Source organism: Mesorhizobium sp. Arg314, assembly GCF_053714275.1.
In genome coordinates this window covers 33930-49778 of record NZ_JBSKBP010000020.1, presented here as the reverse complement: position 1 = coordinate 49778, position 15849 = coordinate 33930, and the positions used below count along the sequence as shown (strand labels likewise).

Below are 15849 nucleotides of genomic sequence, written 5' to 3'. Positions count from 1 at the left end.
GAGCGCGCCCATCGTCTAGCGGTTAGGACACCGCCCTTTCACGGCGGTAACAGGGGTTCGATTCCCCTTGGGCGTACCAGGTTTTTCAAGCACTTAGCTCAAATCCTCCCCGCCCTGTCCAATTTTTGGCCAATATCCATTCGAATCGCGCGTCCAATAAAAAGGCCCGGCAGCCGAAGCCCCCGGGCCGAATGACCGATGGAATAGGTCAGGTTCACTTCAGATGGAGTATAACCGAACCCTCTGTTATGGTCGGCGAACCGACACCTGTTTCCGCGGCATTTTTCTTCACCCAATCGCGAGCTATGGCGACACTCTCGTCCGTGCCGGTCTTGTCCTGGCAGACCGTAACGGAAAGACCGCCATCGCCAGTCCTCATCAAGGTATAACCCGCAAACCCCTTTACTCCGCGCAAAAGGGGTTCGAGGTCTCCCTTCTTGGCGTCAAGCAGGTCAAAGAGTTTCTTCGCACCCGGTCCATTGAACGTTCTGACTACAGCATGCATCTGATCGTCCTCCCTGGCCGACAACGATAGCTGGCTAGTGCTGGACGACCGCGGCCCACCGCCATCGGAGGGCACGGGCGGCCTTCCAGCTCACCCAAGGATGATCCTACGTTAGCGACGATGCAATCGAGCTTGCCCTCCCAGCGCATCACACATTCGCGACTGCTAAAAAGCCCGGCCACCGAAGCAGCCGGGCCATCAAGTGTCCGAAGGGCAATTGATCAGCGATAGCGCCGCTTGAACTCCGCGATCACCGCCCGCTTTTCCTGAGTGGACATGCTCGCGAGGATCACCAGAAGGTCGGAGACGGTCATATCCCTTGCTCTCCCTCTATGAAGCCCGGGAAATCGCGCTCAGCGTGGCCTTCCTCAAGCTCGTCGCTGTCATGCGGCTCGTCGTTGATATCGCCGTCGTGCTCGTCCTCTAGCTCGCGATCGTCGTGAGGGCATCCACGGCCATCAAGTTGCCAGGACACGGTGCCGCCAGGGCCACGCTCTCCCCATCCAAGCCAGGGTTCGGCATCGGCGCCGTCCTCCAGGTCACAGTCTGCTTCCATCACGTCGAGAGCAGTGATGAGGGCGGCGGCGCGGTCGAACAGGTCGTTGATCTGCTTTTCGATGGCCTGCCGCCACGTGCGCGGGTCCATCCCCTTCGGGATGCCGAAGGGCTTTAGGCTTCTGACAACGGCGTTCATGAGCGCAGCACTTTTGTCATGACCAGGATACAATCGGTATCGCTGCCGATTCCGATCTTGCAGGGAACGCCATGAAGATCGGTCATCGCCTGGAGAAGGGCCTCTGCGGCCCTCCAAACATTGTCCGCCTTCTCTTGAAGGGTCAGCGCTGCCGTAGCCACGGGAAGCGCCGTAGCGCCCGCTATGCCCGGCACGGACGCTATTGCGCCAACAAGCATAGCGCGGCGGGAAAACCGCCCGGTGATGATCTGCATTCCCTCGACGCCGGGCATAGCTTCGCCGGCAGCCGGAACATGGGTGTTCGGCATGGTGTTGCTCCTATTGAGAAATTATCAAGCGTGGTTGAGTAAACCACAAGCGCGTAAAGTGTCAAGCGCAGTTGATAATATCTCCACTTCGCCGTATAGCTTGTGCCATGATCTCACCACATCAAATCAGGGGTGCTCGGGCTATGCTCGGTCTGACCCAGGCAGAGCTTGCGAAGCGTGCGGGGATATCGACGACAGGCCTGAACAATCTAGAGAGCGGAGCCAGCGACCCCAAAGTGTCGACACTGAGAGCAATCCAGACCGCCCTCGAAGCGGCCGGCGTCGAGTTCATCCCCGAGAATGGTGGCGGCGCCGGGGTGAGGCTAAGGAAGGGTGGCGGCGTCGATAGCGGTGGCTAAGGCTTACGGCGGTTCAAAGCTGCCCGCCGTAGCTCGGCTTCGTCGGTGATTCCATTCCGGAAAGCGCTAATGACTTTCTCGGCCAGGGCTTCCCTCTGCTCCGTGTCGTTCTGGGATAAATGGCGCTCGTCGCAAAGCTGATCGAACACTCGCTGGAGCAAGCGCAGATCATCCGGCTCGAATATTCCGTCGTAGCGCGACAGGGGCATTAGGCCACCCTCAATTGGCTAAAAACCCTGCCTGTTATTCTTTCCTCGGGCCATGGCTGTTGGCAAGATGCACGGCTTCATATTAGCGACCGCTTGACGAAGGTGCCGGCCGCTCCGGGACTCGCCAGCGCGTTCCCCTGCCGTCCTAGGCCGCCGACGACCCTTGATCGTTTGTTTAGCGGGCACTATGAATCATCCACAGAAACCGGCGCCTGTGGATAGCTCCATGCCTCTTCGCTGTCGAAACGCAGGCGTTCGCAGTCTCTGTCATCGCCTTCCCAGCGTCCGCTCATCTAACTTTGCCCGGGAAGTATGATCGTTGCTCATCTGCAACAACGAGTTGAAATCGCTCGCAAGGTCATCCAAACCGATTTTCTAATTTGGGCGTTAGTTCTAAACCCTTCGCATCCATTGCAAGGGCCCGCCATGAAATCGATTCTGCTCGCGACCACGACTCTCATTGCCGCAACTGGCGGTGCCTTCGCTGCTGACATTGTAACCCAGGAGCCGGTGCCCGTCGCATCTACGTATAACTGGTCGGGGCTCTATGTCGGCGCTCAGGCCGGTTACGAGTGGGCGAGGACGAGCTACAGTTTCAACGGTCCTGTCCCAAGCGGGACCTTTACGCCAAGCGGATTTGTGGGCGGCTTGTACGTCGGATACAATCATCAGTTCGACTCGCCGCTTGTCCTTGGTGTGGAAGGCGATATCGAATACGCCAATGTCAAAGGGAGCTTTAACAACCCCTTTGGCGGATTAAGCGCCGGAAGCGAAGATTTGCGCTGGCAGGGCTCGGCGCGGGTCAGGGTTGGATACGCCATTGACCGCTTCCTGCCCTACGTTACCGGTGGCGTTGCCGTTGGCAATTTCCGCTTTGAGGGCGGCCCGGACCCGGCAACCTTGGGGTCGTGGTCGAAGACCAAGACCGGTTGGACCATTGGTGCCGGATTGGAATACGCGTTCGCCGATAAATGGATCGCGCGCGCTGAGTATCGCTATACCGACTTCGGGACCGCAAGTGGAGCTGACGGCCGCTTCTGGAACCCGGGACAGCCTGTGATCGAATCCATGAAGGTCCGGACCCACGCAGTTCGCGTAGGTGTGAGCTACAAGTTCTGATCTGCCCGGCTGATCAACGACAGGCAAGCCCAGGCATTGTTCCGGGGCTTTAGCCTCGCGCCTCTGCACGCTTGTCCCCGGCCCGAATGCAGCGCTCCAGATTGCGGGCGTGCACTTCTGTCCGCCAGCGCTCCGTCGCCTCCCGCTGTTCGCGCTCCCGCTCGAGCCGGTAGACCTCGGGCAACGGCTGCCAGCCTTTCGGCTTCTGCTTCATGCACCATTTCTCTCGCCGGTAGCCCCAATGGGCGATCGCGACGAGATCCGAGCCGTCAAACCAGCATGAGACGTTGAGCTTGGCGAAGTGGAGGCACCTGGCCGCCCACCACACCTTGTCGATATCGGCCTCGCCGGTGCCCTCTTTCCAAGGCGTCCAGCCTTTGCCAGGCCGCTCGGTCAAATCATTGTCGCGCATGCCGCGGATGTTGCATTAAGTCGCGACTTATTGGCAAGGACTAGCCGGGCGATCCCGGAGATTGCTGACTTCGGGCGGCGTCATGCTCGCAAGCGCTGTTTGGCGTTGCGGGCCAGAATGCTGATTTCGGCTTCGGTCAGCGTGATCTGATAGCGCTGTGTGGAATTCTTCGAGTAGATGTCGTCAGCAATAATCGAGACGGTCACATCGCCATTCTCGTCGATCTGCACATCCTCGATCTGCAGCGGCGCCGAGTATATGCATTTCGGTGATCCTGGCCTTCGCGCAGGCTGAGCAGACAGTCGCAATGTGAAAAAATCCCGTTGCGGTACCGGCAATTCGTCTGAAGCAAAATTGATGCCAACAATTTGGTCCCGAGATGAGACATAGTAATGACGGCGTGGATGGAAGTTTCGCATGCGAAACCTCGGCTAGAACGTTGGTCTACTCCCACGTTCGTCCTTATGGATACGTGCCTATTATTTCGGCAAGAGCGTATTGTTTCGCCAGCCGGTGCCGTGTCTCGTCCCCCGAGCCCGACCGGTTAGGCCCGGCGTTTGCTGTCCACCTACCCCCGCCAGCCTGCCGGGCCGCTCCCGGCTCAGGGATGCCCGGTCGCGGGCTTGCATCGGCATCAGTGATTTCAGCCTGGCGTATCGATTGCGTCGTCCCGACCGGCGCCACAACGCAATGGCGGGCCAGTCATGCTGTCTATCGGCCGTTAACGGCTCGAACAAATTCGCGTGAGCGATGCCCGCAGGCAATATCCCACTATATAACAGCGTCGTCGAGGTAATGAGATGTCAAGCGCCTACGATCTCGGAACCGGCCTGGTCCGCCGTATCTATGAAAAGCGCATAGATGCGCCTGCGATTCTTGATACCGGCACGCATTTTCCCAATGCGGCGAAGTTCACCGCCGCCTGGCAGGGCATCCGCGATGAAGCTCTCGCGGTAAAGCTGAACAAGGTTCCGCGCTTCCACGACATCATGCCCGAGCAAGCCGAAATCTCGGCCAATGACGGTCTCGACTGGCGCATGTTCGTGCTCAAGGCCTACGACATGACCATCCCGGAAAACATCGCGCGCATGCCGGTCCTCAGCAGGCTGCTTTCGGAGTGCCCCGAGGTCAAATCGGCGGCTGTCTCGTTTCTGGCCCCGCGCAAGCACATCCCGCCGCACCGCGGACCTTTTCGCGGCATCATTCGGTTTCATCTCGGCCTGGTCATCCCCAAACAGCCGGATGGCCGTCCGGCAACGATCATGATGATCAATCATGAGGAAAGGCGCATCGCCGACGGCGAATGCATGCTGTGGGACGACACGTTCGAGCACGAAGTCATGAACAACTCCGATCGGCCACGCGTCGCTCTCCTCCTCGACGTGTGGCGTCCGCAAATGCCGCTGGACATGGAAATCCTGTCCCGCGTGATCGTACGCGGTGTGCAGGTGGGAATGCGCTATCGGGGCGTGTCGTTCGGCGGCTGAACCAGAAGCAAATCGAAGCCTAAGCTCGCGCCTCGCGATACGTCCCTGCCCGGCTGCCACGCTTGCTGGGAAACATCGCGTCCCTCGCCAGCAATCCACTGACACGGCAAAAGGCCGCGAAGGCGCGGCAGGCTTCCTCGGTGCTGGCGACATCGACCGTCGCGCCGAAACAGGCATTGAATGCGGCTTCGTAGACCTTGCCTTGGCGACGCTTCGGCCAATCCTGCAGGAAATCGAGCGCCTGCTCGACGCTGTAGATTTCCTCGACCGGCAGGCTGGGCGCGGGCATGATGCGCACCGGCACCTCGAATTGCAGTCTGTCCATTCCCTGTCTCCCGAACTGGCGCAGCCCTGGCAACGCCGCCCGATATGAAAAGTTGCTCTGGCATGTGAAAATTTGCTTTGGCGACCTTCTGACTCAGGAATGTGACCTCAGTGCGGTCAACAATCGGTTCACTGGTGCGTCAGATCCGCGCCCGCTGGGCGCCGGTGTTCGGCTGGCTGGTATGGAGCACCAGCGTGCCGTCGGCGGCTGACGCGCCGGCCACGGTGGATGCCGGCAACGTGGCGGCGAGAACGATCTGGCGAATGGAAATACCTGTTCTTGATCAAGCTGACGTCCGGCAAGCGCCGGGCTTGAAAACCTGACTAAGGCCGCAGGATAACCATTGTGTGACAGGGCGACGCAACCCGCATCGCCCTGCCCATGCCCCTGTTCCATGCCCTTGCCGCTACTGGTTGGCCGGGTCGGTCTCGGCATCATAGGCCATGCGGATAACCACCATCAGCACATAGGCGGACGGCAGCGCGAAGATAGCACCGAGCACGATCGCCGCCGTTCCTTCCATACGAAGGATGGCGGCAATGACCCAGTAGACGGTGCCGATGCAGATCACCGCCTGGATTGCCAGAAAGGAGGCCGCGGCAGCCGCTCGGGTGAGCGTCTCGAACGTCTTGATGCGTTGCATTGAATGAATCCGAACTGATGCGCACGCAACCGGCGGACGGCCAGCGGCCGTCGCCGGATCGCGACGCGAGGAAATGTTCTTGTTTTTGAGTGCCGCGCTTTTGCGGCTGAGCCTTATGCGGCGGGCGGCGCGCGCGGCTGGTTGGTGCGCGAGGCTGTCGCGCTTCCCGATGCGGGCGCGACGCCCATCTCGGCCGGCAATGCCTGGCCGATAATGAGAAAATCGGATGCGTGCGCGAAGGCGCCTGGATTGCCGCTGACGAGCTTTACGGGGAGCGGCCGGCTGGCACGAACTTCAAGCGCCTGCGCTTTGCCGGTCGTTCTGAGCAGCGCAATCGTGTCGCCCTGGCGGGCGGCGCTGATGCTGGAGCCGCCCGAGAGCGAGACGGCCGACGCGGAGATTCCAGCCTGGGCGAAGCCCAGCAGCGCCAGCATCAGCAGCGCCATCAGGCCCGCGCAGGCCGTCCTGACCGGCAACAGCGTCGATCTCTTGCGTTCAGGTGCCGTCAAGGCAATCTCCGGATACCAGGACCCGCTCTAACCCATGGAATGGCCAAAGGAAAGCCGCCATGGACGCCTCCTTCGCACTTCGTCCTTGAACCTTGGGGCTTCCGGTGCCAAATCTGGAGCAGATTTTCGCTCTCGGCTCCTTGGGAGCCTACGCCGGCAAACGGACAAAAATGGTTACCTATCTCGACGCCTCCACCGCCCCCCTTCGCAACACCGGACAGATCCGCCTCTATGGCGAGGAAGGCTTCGCCGGCATGCGCAAGGCCTGCGACCTCACCGCGCGCTGCCTTGACGAGCTTGTGCCGATCGTGAAGCCCGGCGTGACGACGGAAGCGATCGACCGTTTCGTCTTCGAGTTCGGCATGGACCATGGCGCACTGCCGGCAACGCTCAATTATCGCGGCTACACCAAGTCGTCCTGTACCTCGATCAACCATGTCGTCTGCCATGGCATCCCCGACAACAAGCCGCTGAAAGAAGGCGACATCGTCAACATCGACGTCACCTATATCCTCGACGGCTGGCACGGCGATTCTTCGCGCATGTATCCGGTGGGCACGATCAAGCGCGCCGCCGAGCGCCTGCTCGAAGTGACCTATGAGTGCCTGATGCGCGGCGTCGCCGCGATCAAGCCCGGCGCCCGCACCGGCGCCATCGGCGCCGCGATCCAGACCTATGCCGAGGCCGAGCGCTGCTCGGTGGTGCGCGACTTCTGTGGCCACGGCGTCGGCCAGCTTTTCCACGACGCGCCGAACATCCTGCACTACGGCACCGTCAATGAAGGCGTCGAGATGCGGCCCGGCATGATCTTCACCGTCGAGCCGATGATCAATCTCGGCCGACCGCATGTGAAAGTGCTGTCGGACGGCTGGACGGCGGTCACCCGCGACCGCTCGCTGTCGGCGCAGTACGAGCACACGATCGGCGTCACCGACGCCGGCTGCGAGATCTTCACGCTGTCGCCGAAAAAGCTCGACCGCCCCGGCCTGCCGGCCTAATGCATGTCGCCCAGAAGTGTAGGCGGTTCTGGGACAATGACATGCATAAAAACAAAGACTTTAAAGCGCGTCCCTGAATCCGTTTCAGGCGACGCGCTTTAAGGGGCCGTGGCGAAGTCTTGGCCTCTTATCGCCTGGATTTGTTCCGCGCATTGCAGCCTATTTCCAGTATTTGCCTGGCCGCCAGTCTTCGTCCTCGTCTTGGTCCCGTAACCAGCGCATTATTTCCCGACAACTGCGCGGACGGCCATCGCTGACCCTGCCATCGGTGCAGGGATCGTAGCGTTCGCGCGGGTAGTTGTCGTGCCGTTCCCGATACCGCTCCCGGCGATCCAGCATCCGCAGGAGTTCCCGGCAGCCATGCGGCTTGCCATCGCTGTAACGACCGTTCGTGCAGGGATCGTCGTATTGGATGAATTGGATCAGGAGGTTCCGATCAGGGCGGCTACCGGCGGGTATGGCATCGATCACCGCGGCAGCCATTGCAGGACTGGAGCCCAGAAGCAGCCCTGCGGACAGCAGGATACGAAAGAGCCTGGGCATCTTGGTTCTCCGAAAGCGGCATCATCAACGAGGACACCGCGAGCTTGCACACCCCCCATTGCCGCAACATTGCGTCGAGGTCGGAGGCGCCTCATTCCTGGGAGGAATTCCGGCTGCTTGACGGGTATTGGTAGATCGACAGTGCTGAAAAGACCTCGACCACCCCTGCCCGCCGTCCTAGTATTTCGTGGGGACCAGCGATCATTGCTCGGCTGCAGGCTGGATACGGGCGGCACATGGCGACACAAGGCGACGACGACGACCGGAGCTTCTTTTCCGAGGCGCCCGTGCGGCCGGCGGCGAAAGCCGGGGCGGCAATCGATGAAAAACCGCATTATCACGGCCATCGCGACCGCCTGCGTGAACGTTTCGTCGCCGGTGGACCCGACGCCCTGCCCGACTACGAACTGCTCGAGTTGCTGCTTTTCCGGCTGATCCCGCGCGTCGACACCAAGCCCATCGCCAAGGCGCTCATTGCCCGCTTCGGCTCGCTGGCCGAGGTGCTCGGCGCGGAGGCGGCACTGCTAGAGGAAGTCAAAGGCATCGGGCCGGCCGTCGCGACCGATCTCAAGGTCATCTCCGCCACGGCGCGGCGCATGGCGCGCGGCGAGGTGCGCGGCCGTGAAGTCCTGTCCAACTGGACGCAACTGCTCGACTATTGCCGCTCGGCCATGGCCTTCGAGGCACGCGAGCAGTTCCGCATCCTGTTCCTCGACAAGAAAAACGGGCTGATCGCCGACGAGGTGCAGCAGACCGGCACCGTCGACCACACGCCGGTCTATCCGCGCGAGGTAGTGAAGCGCGCGCTCGAACTCTCCGCCAGCGCCATTATCCTGGTTCACAACCATCCTACTCGCCTCTTTTCGATCACGCACAATCACGCTTTAGCACATTGATACACATCGCTTTTTCGACTTGTCGCAGAGTCGGACATTGTGGCATATTGGGGTCGGTTTTAGGGGGATCGAAGCCCGTTTTTAACCCAACCACAGACCCCTACTACCCGTCAGCCGATCCCACTCGAAAGCCTACGGGAGACCCCAGTGCCAAGCCTTACCGATGGAGAGATTCGCCGCGCTTTGAAGCAGGTCGAGGTGACCGGTAAGCAGCAGAACCTTGTCGATGGCGAGGGTCACGGAACAGGCCGCCTCGTTCTAGTGATAAAGCCAATGCCGACCCGCATAACGGCGGACTGGATGGCCCAGCAGTGGCGAGACCAAAAGCGTCTCAAGAAAAAGCTCGGCTCGTATCCCTCAATGAGCCTCAGCCAGGCTCGCGAGATTTTCAGACGCGACTTCGCCGGCATGATCCAGAAGGGACGCAGCATCAAGATTGCGGGCGAAACGCGACCCGGCACGGTCGCCGATCTGTTCGAGGCTTACGTCGCGTCGCTCAAGGCAGATGGAAAACCGTCCTGGAAGGAGGCCGAAAAGGGCTTGAACAAGATCGCCGATTCGCTCGGTCGCAACCGCCCTGCCCGCGACATCGAGCCTGATGAGATCAGGGACATCATTCGCCCGATTTATCAGCGAGGCAAACGGTCCATGGCCGATCATGTTCGCAGTTATATTCGATCGGCATACAGTTGGGGGCTGAAATCCGAGCATGACTACCGCTCAACCTCGGTCCGTCGCTTTCGTCTCGTCTACAATCCAGCTGCAGGTATTCCAACCGAACCGAAAAACGTTGGAACGCGCTGGTTGGACGAGGAGGAATTTATCCGTCTCTATCGTTGGCTCGAATCTCCCGATGCGCCGGTCCACCCCCCTTACACGCGTGCCGTAAGAATTCTTATGCTGACCGGCCAGCGCGTCGAGGAGATCGCTCGGCTACACGTCGATCAATGGGATGCGGCCGAGCGCATCATCGATTGGTCCAAAACTAAGAATGGAAAGCCTCACGCCATCCCCGTGCCCAAGATCGCGGCCGAGCTTATCGGGTCGATCAAGCCGAATGAATTTGGCTGGTTTTTTCCATCCGCAACCGACCCGTCCAGGCCTGTCAGCCATGGCACGCTCTATTCGTTCATGTGGCGCCAACGCGATCGCGAGGTCATCCCCGTCGTGACAAACCGCGATCTCCGGCGAACCTGGAAGACGCTTGCCGGAAAGGCAGGGCTCTCGAAAGAGATCCGGGACCGATTGCAGAATCACACTCTGCAGGACGTCAGTTCCAAGAGCTACGATCGCTGGAATTATATGCCGGAAAAGCGCGCTGCCATGGCGCGGTGGGACAAGTTTGTCCGCGAGATCCTGACGAAGAAGAAGCGTAAAACCGCACTCAAGGAAGCTGCATGACCATCTGTGATCGCCGGCAGGGGTGAGCTTCACCTGGCGAACAAACTACGAATCTGGGGGTCAGGAGTTCGAATCTCTTCGGGCGCGCCATCCCATCTGATTGAAATCGATGATCTTTTTGGCTTGCTAGGCGGCGCGGCGCCGGGTTGGTTTTCGCAATTCAGCCGGTTTTTCAGCCGGTTTTGGAATGTCGGCGGCGTCCGGCACCAAAATCGCACATTAGGTAGTGTGCTCTGTCCCGGACGGTCGATTGTGATGTCAAACAACATGAAGTTCGCTCACAAGGCGAGCCGTCAGCGCAGTCCGACTTGAATTCGGCCGGAGGTGGTGTCCTGCGAGGTGGTGTAGCTCGGCGATAGCGAAGCCACTCGCGAGCGCGCCCTCAATAGCGCCGTAGCGAGCGAGCGGCACAGCGGTGGTCATCGATGTTCTTCCGTTAGGGTCAGGTTGCTGACACCAACCTGATTCGAAGGAGCCCCCGATGACCGACGACACGATGAACCTGCGCGCTCGTGGAAAAGACCCCCGATGCCGATCTCCTGCGCGAGATGATCCACTTTGCCGCTGAGCGGCTGATGGAGCTGGAGGTGGGTGCTGCAAGCTGATCCTCTCTCCTATTCCGAGGGGGCTCACCATCCTGCCCCCTGCCCTCTCCCTTTCGGCAGCGCAGCCGATTATCGTTGGTCGCCCGCCCCGCCTCAAATGCTTCCCGCGCCATCTGCCGGCCGACTAGCCGAGCGATATCCAGTACGACCAGATCCAGCCTTGCCGCCGCCGTGAGATCGGGGCAACCCTCGGGGCTGACGAGGTCGCCGTTGTCATTGGCCGGATCCAACGCCTGTGACCCAGTCAAAGGCCCATGGCCGAACCTCGAACCACGGTTCAGGTCCGCTGCGCGATCCTCTCGAAATAGCTGTTCTGCCAGCCCACCATTATGGTGCGCGAATTTGTCCACTCACTGGTCCGAGCGACCGTTAGCGCAACAGTCACGGGGGACGCTTCTACTCGCCCCGGCCACTGAAGAGTTGGAGCGGCCAGTAACGGCCAGCAATAAAAACAGGCGCTTAACTTTAAAGGCGGATTGTCTCAAAGCAGACTTATGCATCCCGAGTCTCGGAGCCCTCGAACTTCAGCCCGGCCCGCGCCCTGATATGGCTCCAGGAGAGCGAAGCCGAAATGGGCGAGTCCCTGTCTCCAATAGCAATAGGAAAGATCAACTGTTGGCCGTTAGGGTCATTTTCAGTTACAGCATGGCGGCAGGGTTGCCGCTCTCAAGGCCGACGCAATTGATCAACTTGATCGAACAAAATTTTGTGGTTTTCTTCCCGCTGTTCTTCGTATCGCTGTGGCTCGCGATCACGACGGTTCTCGGCATATTGTCAGGTTGGTTTCGGCTAATGGCGAAGTTTCCAAATCAGACCGTCGAGCCGCTACTGAGAATCCGTGGTCAATCTGGCTCAATGGGATTTGGCGTCAGCATGCAGGGCATCTTGGCGTTGAGTGTGTGCCCTATGGGCCTGCGGGTCGGAATCATGCGGGTGTTTGGACCGTTTTGTCGCGACTTTCTTGTTCCCTGGGAGGCCCTCAGGATCATTAGGAAAAGCTCCTTGTTTGGACCGGTCGCAAAGCTCCAATTTGGGTACCCCGCGATCGGATATCTGACCATTCCGGCACGCGTGGCCAACAGGCTGGCAGGCGCGGCGATGGGGCAGTGGCCAGAAACTGGACCGTTCCCTGAAGAGAAGCGTCCTGACACGCTACGAAGGCTGCTGACCCAATGGGCTGCGACCACTTGCGCCGCAGCCCTGTTCTTCACGCTTGCGCCCTTGGCTCTCGCCCCGACCGGAACGCGTCCACCGATTTTAGTCGCTATCTTATTTCCGGCGATCGTCTTTGGCGTGGCCGCAATCCTAAAATATGTCCTCGAAAACAATTGAAAGCGACGTCAGGCTGATCTCGATCCGCACTGGAGATCAACCATAACGCGGAGCCGAGCGCCACGCCCAACGATTGAACTCTCTGAGATGCGAGGCAAATCTGCCGTCCAGCCGACGGGACGCTGAATGGTGATGGTCTCATAGAAGGAAGCGAAGCAACCAAGGAAAGCTATCCGAACAAGGCCCAAAATATTGCGGCGATCCAAGCGGTTGCAGCGGGCGCCTAGCAAATCGCCGCTCGGCTTGGGCGTTTGACGCGCTCGGGTGCCAGCTAGTGGCCGTCTGCTGCACACGTTCCAGCGCCCTTTGCTCGGCCAGCGCTCCCGGCTGGTGAGCCGGCTTGCGTTCGGCATAGGCTCCGGCCATCATTGTCAGCATGCCTGACCTACTGCTCGACGGTTCATTTTCGACGCCAACGTGCCTGCAATTGGCGTTCATCGCCTACTTCAAGGTCTTTGGCCTCATCGTCATTTTTGTCGCCATTTGGGTTACGGCCGTCTGCATCAACGGACTAACAGCCCCAGGTGGCTTTAGATGGAATTTGAAGGCCATCAAAGCTGATCCGACAGTGAAACCGATCTTGGTCATCAGTGGGATAGCGGCGCTCGCGACAATCGCGACGGTCTCTTTAACCGGTCCATTGTCGCGCCTGCGTATAAGAATGATCGCCACCGATAGCGCCTTCATCGAGACCGGTTGCTACATCGGCGGACAATATGTTGAAACCCTCGACCGCAACCACACGACGATTTCGTTTGTGTTGCACGGCGGCAAAATGCTTCGCTTCGAGCAGCAGGGGCAGCGTTGGCTTTACGTACCAATAGAGTCAAATCCAAATTTCGGAAATTTGGCCACGATCGCACCGACGGCAATGAGCGAATACCGGCACTATCTGGCTTCGAAGGAATAAAACCTGCAAAGCGCGTCAGTTTCTAGCGCGTAGCTTCCGGCTTCACAGCGAAGCTGGACAACCCGTCCAACAATAAGGCCGTCTCGATCAGATCGGGACGGCCAGAGCTTTATGATGAAAGTGGTTGCGGGGACCCGCAGCCCCGGCCAGATAGAACCGCACCGGTTCTTCCAAACCCTTCTCCAGCGAGAACGGTTTGTCGTGGAGGCGGGTGTTGCCAGGTCGTCGGCGATAGATCACTCGCCGCGATTACTGCCTCCGAGGGCGGCATTCGATCGGAACGGAAATGGATTGAGCCTTCGCAGCCAAATCCTCCGGAGCCAGTTCTTGGTGAGCGGGGTCCGAGGAGAATTGGACTCCACTTGCCTGGAGAAAGCTCTCAACAATTGAAGCCTTGACGGCGAAATTCACGTTTTGGGCGATGTCATCGGTGATCGAAGCAAGCTTTAGCGCATCGATCTTCGATACCACTATGCCAACAACGTTGCCGTTTCGGTCAACAAGGGGCCCTCCGCTATTGCCCGGCTGAACCGGAGCCGAGATTTGGAAATATCGGGAGTCATCGCCCAATCCCGCCAAGGCCGTAATGGTGCCCCTGGTAAAATTGCCAGAGCTTGCCAAAATGCCCCTGAGAGGGAAGCCGAACACGGCAATGTCTTCACCCAATCTGACACCTCCCCTCAATTGTGCGACTGCCGCGCCGGCGCTATTCACCTTCACCACAGCCAGGTCATTGATTGGGTCCCTCGCCATGACCTTTCCGGGAGATCGTATCCCTCCGATGGAGGTATCGACGTCGTCACACCCTTTGACTACATGGGCGTTGGTCAGCAGCTGGTCGCCTGAAACAAAGAAACCAGTCCCCGAGGTTCCGGTCGTCGCCGTTTCGCCGCTCTGTGGCGGACTAGGCGTGCTTGGGGCACTAGCCGGAGCAGGCGCAGGGGTGTTTTCTACATAGGCATGCGTGTACGCGGCTTCCTGGAGATGTTGCGATAGACCTTCAGGAAACGGAAGCATTCGCTGTTTGTCCATCGGACACTTGGTGATCGGCTCATCGATCTCGCACTTGCTCACTCCGAAGTCCGTGTCACGCTGGTATGCCTGAAGCATTTTGTTCCATGCGTCGGCTCCTTCGTCTATCCTAACCTTGTCGGCTACCCAGGCAGCCAGAAAGCCGTTCTTGTTCCAAAGCGACGAATCCAGCTTCGCCATAAACTCCAGACCCCTGGTGTCTTGAACCAATCGCGGCCGCGAACTGGTTTCCAGCGAAACGTCTCGAAGACTACCGCCAACCAGCTTCTTGATGAGTATTGGCTGAAACGATTCCACGTACGGTGCGAAGAGGTACAGGAACCCATTGTCGCCGTGAACGATTTCAGCGACCCCATCGCCATCGACATCTTCAAAACCAGGGCCTCCGCCGTCGAGCGTCTCCAAATCAACGATCACCCAGCGGCCAGCCGAATCCGGCGTGATGGCCATCGTTTGTACGCAGCAGTGAGCTCCCCCGGTGTTTGCGTCGAACACCACATCGGGGAATTCATTGTCGTTGTTCAAATGGACGAGTTGGAGTGTGGAGGGATAGTCCGCGGCCGTCTCGAACGTATAGCTGAGGTCAAAGGCCGGCCTGCCGTCGACTTGGCCGGTCAGATGAGCTGTCCATCCATCGTTCTTCATCCTGCGCTCGGCTAGCACTGTCAAACGGCCCGAGGTCACGACGGCCGGTCGTTCACTTGTCAACGCGGATTGAGCGAGAACCACATCTCTCGGCGCCCAAACTATTTCGGTGATGAATTTTCCATCTGCAAGGAATGCATCACCGGGGAGTTGCGGCCACGTCTGGTTCTTTCTGATCTCCTGCATCGTGCCCTTTCGCGGTTCAAGAACAACTGCGAACCATCCATTCCTGGTTTGCACCGCCCGCGCGTCGCGACCGAAGTATCGCGCTATGCCGATTGCGTTGTTAATGTCTTGGGCGCTCGCTACCGCCACCCAATGCTCGCCCTTCGGCGCCTTGAAATCCTGGGCAGTGGCAATCGAAATTGTCACCATCCAGAGCGCGACCACAACGGGGAGACAACATAGGCGGATGTTCATTCTACGCAGTCCCTCAACACCTGCTCTTCAACGGCCAGATATTAGATCTTCGATCTCACAAAAACTCAACTTGGAATGAGGAGCTTCCCGCATTGCAGGCAAAGACGCCGCTTGAGCATGGCTTGGCTTGCCGAGGAAGTTCGGGGCGGCTTTCGCCAGATTATCCGCGTCGCGATAGATGCGACAGACCCGGTTCGGATCGAGGCCGAGCGCTCCATAATCCGGGACCTCGCGGCCATAGTGAAGGCGAACGCTGGCCTTGGATATTGGCGTCAGCTCGAACCGCAGATGACCGTCTTGGTTGACCATCCGGCGACAGGCCTAACGAAAGGCGAGAGGCCTGGCCGACCGAACAGTGTATCAGAAGCGTTTCAGGGTGAGCATTGACGCAGATGTGACTTGGCCTGAACAGTATTAGCCGAATATGTATTTCTCGGTAGCTTCGTCAGGCGAGGCCGGGTACGCGGTCGGGAATCTGACAGCGAAGACCGCAGAGG

General features: G+C 59.4%; 20 protein-coding genes and 1 tRNA gene. 10 read left to right on the top strand and 11 right to left on the bottom strand.

The genetic code is table 11. The annotated features are described in order from the left end of the window. The first annotated feature begins 4 nt into the window (after positions 1-4). Positions 5-79, top strand: a tRNA-Glu gene (locus ACWGS9_RS21050). A gap of 135 nt (positions 80-214) precedes the next feature. On the opposite strand, the gene ACWGS9_RS21045 is transcribed toward ACWGS9_RS21050, so the two are convergent. The 3 genes from ACWGS9_RS21045 to ACWGS9_RS21035 form a co-directional block, all read right to left on the bottom strand. Next, positions 215-505, bottom strand: a complete 291-nt coding sequence (locus ACWGS9_RS21045) for a hypothetical protein (RefSeq protein ID WP_454507049.1) — start codon at positions 503-505, stop codon at positions 215-217. A 310-nt stretch (positions 506-815) separates the two neighbouring features. Next, positions 816-1199 carry a hypothetical protein gene (locus tag ACWGS9_RS21040; RefSeq protein WP_454507048.1) on the bottom strand — a complete coding sequence of 128 codons (384 nt, stop codon included), beginning with the start codon at positions 1197-1199 and terminating at the stop codon, positions 816-818. Next, a complete protein-coding gene (locus ACWGS9_RS21035; protein WP_454507047.1) occupies positions 1196-1507 on the bottom strand; it encodes a hypothetical protein in 312 nt (103 codons plus the stop codon). The genes ACWGS9_RS21040 and ACWGS9_RS21035 overlap by 4 nt, the downstream gene beginning before the upstream one ends. A 107-nt stretch (positions 1508-1614) precedes the next feature. On the opposite strand from ACWGS9_RS21035, the gene ACWGS9_RS21030 reads away from it, so the two are divergent. Together ACWGS9_RS21030 and ACWGS9_RS21025 are read left to right on the top strand one after the other, a co-directional pair. Further along, entirely contained in the window at positions 1615-1866 is a 252-nt protein-coding gene (locus tag ACWGS9_RS21030; RefSeq protein ID WP_454507046.1) for a helix-turn-helix domain-containing protein, read from the top strand. Between the two features lie 521 nt (positions 1867-2387). Then, a complete protein-coding gene (locus tag ACWGS9_RS21025; RefSeq protein WP_454507045.1) occupies positions 2388-3194 on the top strand; it encodes an outer membrane protein in 807 nt (268 codons plus the stop codon). 49 nt (positions 3195-3243) lie between these two features. Here the strand turns inward: ACWGS9_RS21025 and ACWGS9_RS21020 are convergent, their stop codons facing one another. Together ACWGS9_RS21020 and ACWGS9_RS21015 are read right to left on the bottom strand one after the other, a co-directional pair. After that, positions 3244-3606, bottom strand: coding sequence for a hypothetical protein (locus ACWGS9_RS21020; protein WP_454507044.1), 363 nt, complete (start codon positions 3604-3606; stop codon positions 3244-3246). Between the two features lie 80 nt (positions 3607-3686). Beyond that, positions 3687-4025 (bottom strand): hypothetical protein, encoded by a 339-nt coding sequence (locus tag ACWGS9_RS21015; RefSeq protein ID WP_454507043.1) that lies wholly within the window; start codon positions 4023-4025, stop codon positions 3687-3689. A 381-nt stretch (positions 4026-4406) separates the two neighbouring features. Between ACWGS9_RS21015 and ACWGS9_RS21010 the strand changes: the two genes are divergently transcribed. After that, positions 4407-5093 (top strand): aspartyl/asparaginyl beta-hydroxylase domain-containing protein, encoded by a 687-nt coding sequence (locus tag ACWGS9_RS21010; protein WP_454507042.1) that lies wholly within the window; start codon positions 4407-4409, stop codon positions 5091-5093. 19 nt (positions 5094-5112) lie between these two features. On the opposite strand, the gene ACWGS9_RS21005 is transcribed toward ACWGS9_RS21010, so the two are convergent. Continuing rightward, on the bottom strand, positions 5113-5418 hold the full coding sequence (locus tag ACWGS9_RS21005) for a DUF982 domain-containing protein (RefSeq protein WP_454507041.1): 306 nt from the start codon (positions 5416-5418) through the stop codon (positions 5113-5115). A 110-nt stretch (positions 5419-5528) separates the two neighbouring features. On the opposite strand from ACWGS9_RS21005, the gene ACWGS9_RS21000 reads away from it, so the two are divergent. Next, a complete protein-coding gene (locus tag ACWGS9_RS21000) occupies positions 5529-5741 on the top strand; it encodes a hypothetical protein (protein WP_454507040.1) in 213 nt (70 codons plus the stop codon). A gap of 83 nt (positions 5742-5824) precedes the next feature. Here ACWGS9_RS21000 and ACWGS9_RS20995 read toward each other — a convergent pair whose 3' ends face one another. Beyond that, positions 5825-6061 carry a hypothetical protein gene (locus tag ACWGS9_RS20995; RefSeq protein ID WP_454507039.1) on the bottom strand — a complete coding sequence of 79 codons (237 nt, stop codon included), beginning with the start codon at positions 6059-6061 and terminating at the stop codon, positions 5825-5827. 113 nt (positions 6062-6174) lie between these two features. Then, the gene (locus tag ACWGS9_RS20990) at positions 6175-6570 is read right to left on the bottom strand and encodes a hypothetical protein (RefSeq protein WP_454507038.1); all 396 of its coding nucleotides are present in this window, start codon (positions 6568-6570) and stop codon (positions 6175-6177) included. A 170-nt stretch (positions 6571-6740) separates the two neighbouring features. Between ACWGS9_RS20990 and map the strand changes: the two genes are divergently transcribed. Next, on the top strand, positions 6741-7568 hold the full coding sequence (map, locus tag ACWGS9_RS20985) for a type I methionyl aminopeptidase (protein WP_454507094.1): 828 nt from the start codon (positions 6741-6743) through the stop codon (positions 7566-7568). Positions 7569-7727: 159 nt separating this feature from the next. Here the strand turns inward: map and ACWGS9_RS20980 are convergent, their stop codons facing one another. Continuing rightward, complete coding sequence (locus ACWGS9_RS20980; RefSeq protein ID WP_454507037.1) at positions 7728-8111, bottom strand: hypothetical protein; 384 nt, start codon at positions 8109-8111, stop codon at positions 7728-7730. A gap of 236 nt (positions 8112-8347) precedes the next feature. Between ACWGS9_RS20980 and ACWGS9_RS20975 the strand changes: the two genes are divergently transcribed. The 4 genes from ACWGS9_RS20975 (at position 8348) to ACWGS9_RS20960 (ending at position 13255) form a co-directional block, all read left to right on the top strand. Beyond that, positions 8348-9007, top strand: coding sequence for a JAB domain-containing protein (locus ACWGS9_RS20975; RefSeq protein WP_454507036.1), 660 nt, complete (start codon positions 8348-8350; stop codon positions 9005-9007). Positions 9008-9154: 147 nt separating this feature from the next. Continuing rightward, positions 9155-10408 (top strand): tyrosine-type recombinase/integrase, encoded by a 1254-nt coding sequence (locus ACWGS9_RS20970; RefSeq protein ID WP_454507035.1) that lies wholly within the window; start codon positions 9155-9157, stop codon positions 10406-10408. A gap of 1220 nt (positions 10409-11628) precedes the next feature. Further along, the gene (locus ACWGS9_RS20965) at positions 11629-12345 is read left to right on the top strand and encodes a hypothetical protein (protein ID WP_454507034.1); all 717 of its coding nucleotides are present in this window, start codon (positions 11629-11631) and stop codon (positions 12343-12345) included. 376 nt (positions 12346-12721) lie between these two features. Further along, on the top strand, positions 12722-13255 hold the full coding sequence (locus ACWGS9_RS20960; protein WP_454507033.1) for a hypothetical protein: 534 nt from the start codon (positions 12722-12724) through the stop codon (positions 13253-13255). Positions 13256-13504: 249 nt separating this feature from the next. Here the strand turns inward: ACWGS9_RS20960 and ACWGS9_RS20955 are convergent, their stop codons facing one another. Further along, positions 13505-15352, bottom strand: a complete 1848-nt coding sequence (locus tag ACWGS9_RS20955; RefSeq protein WP_454507032.1) for a S1 family peptidase — start codon at positions 15350-15352, stop codon at positions 13505-13507. 27 nt (positions 15353-15379) lie between these two features. Further along, positions 15380-15661, bottom strand: coding sequence for a DUF2213 domain-containing protein (locus ACWGS9_RS20950; RefSeq protein WP_454507031.1), 282 nt, complete (start codon positions 15659-15661; stop codon positions 15380-15382). Positions 15662-15849 lie beyond the last annotated feature (188 nt).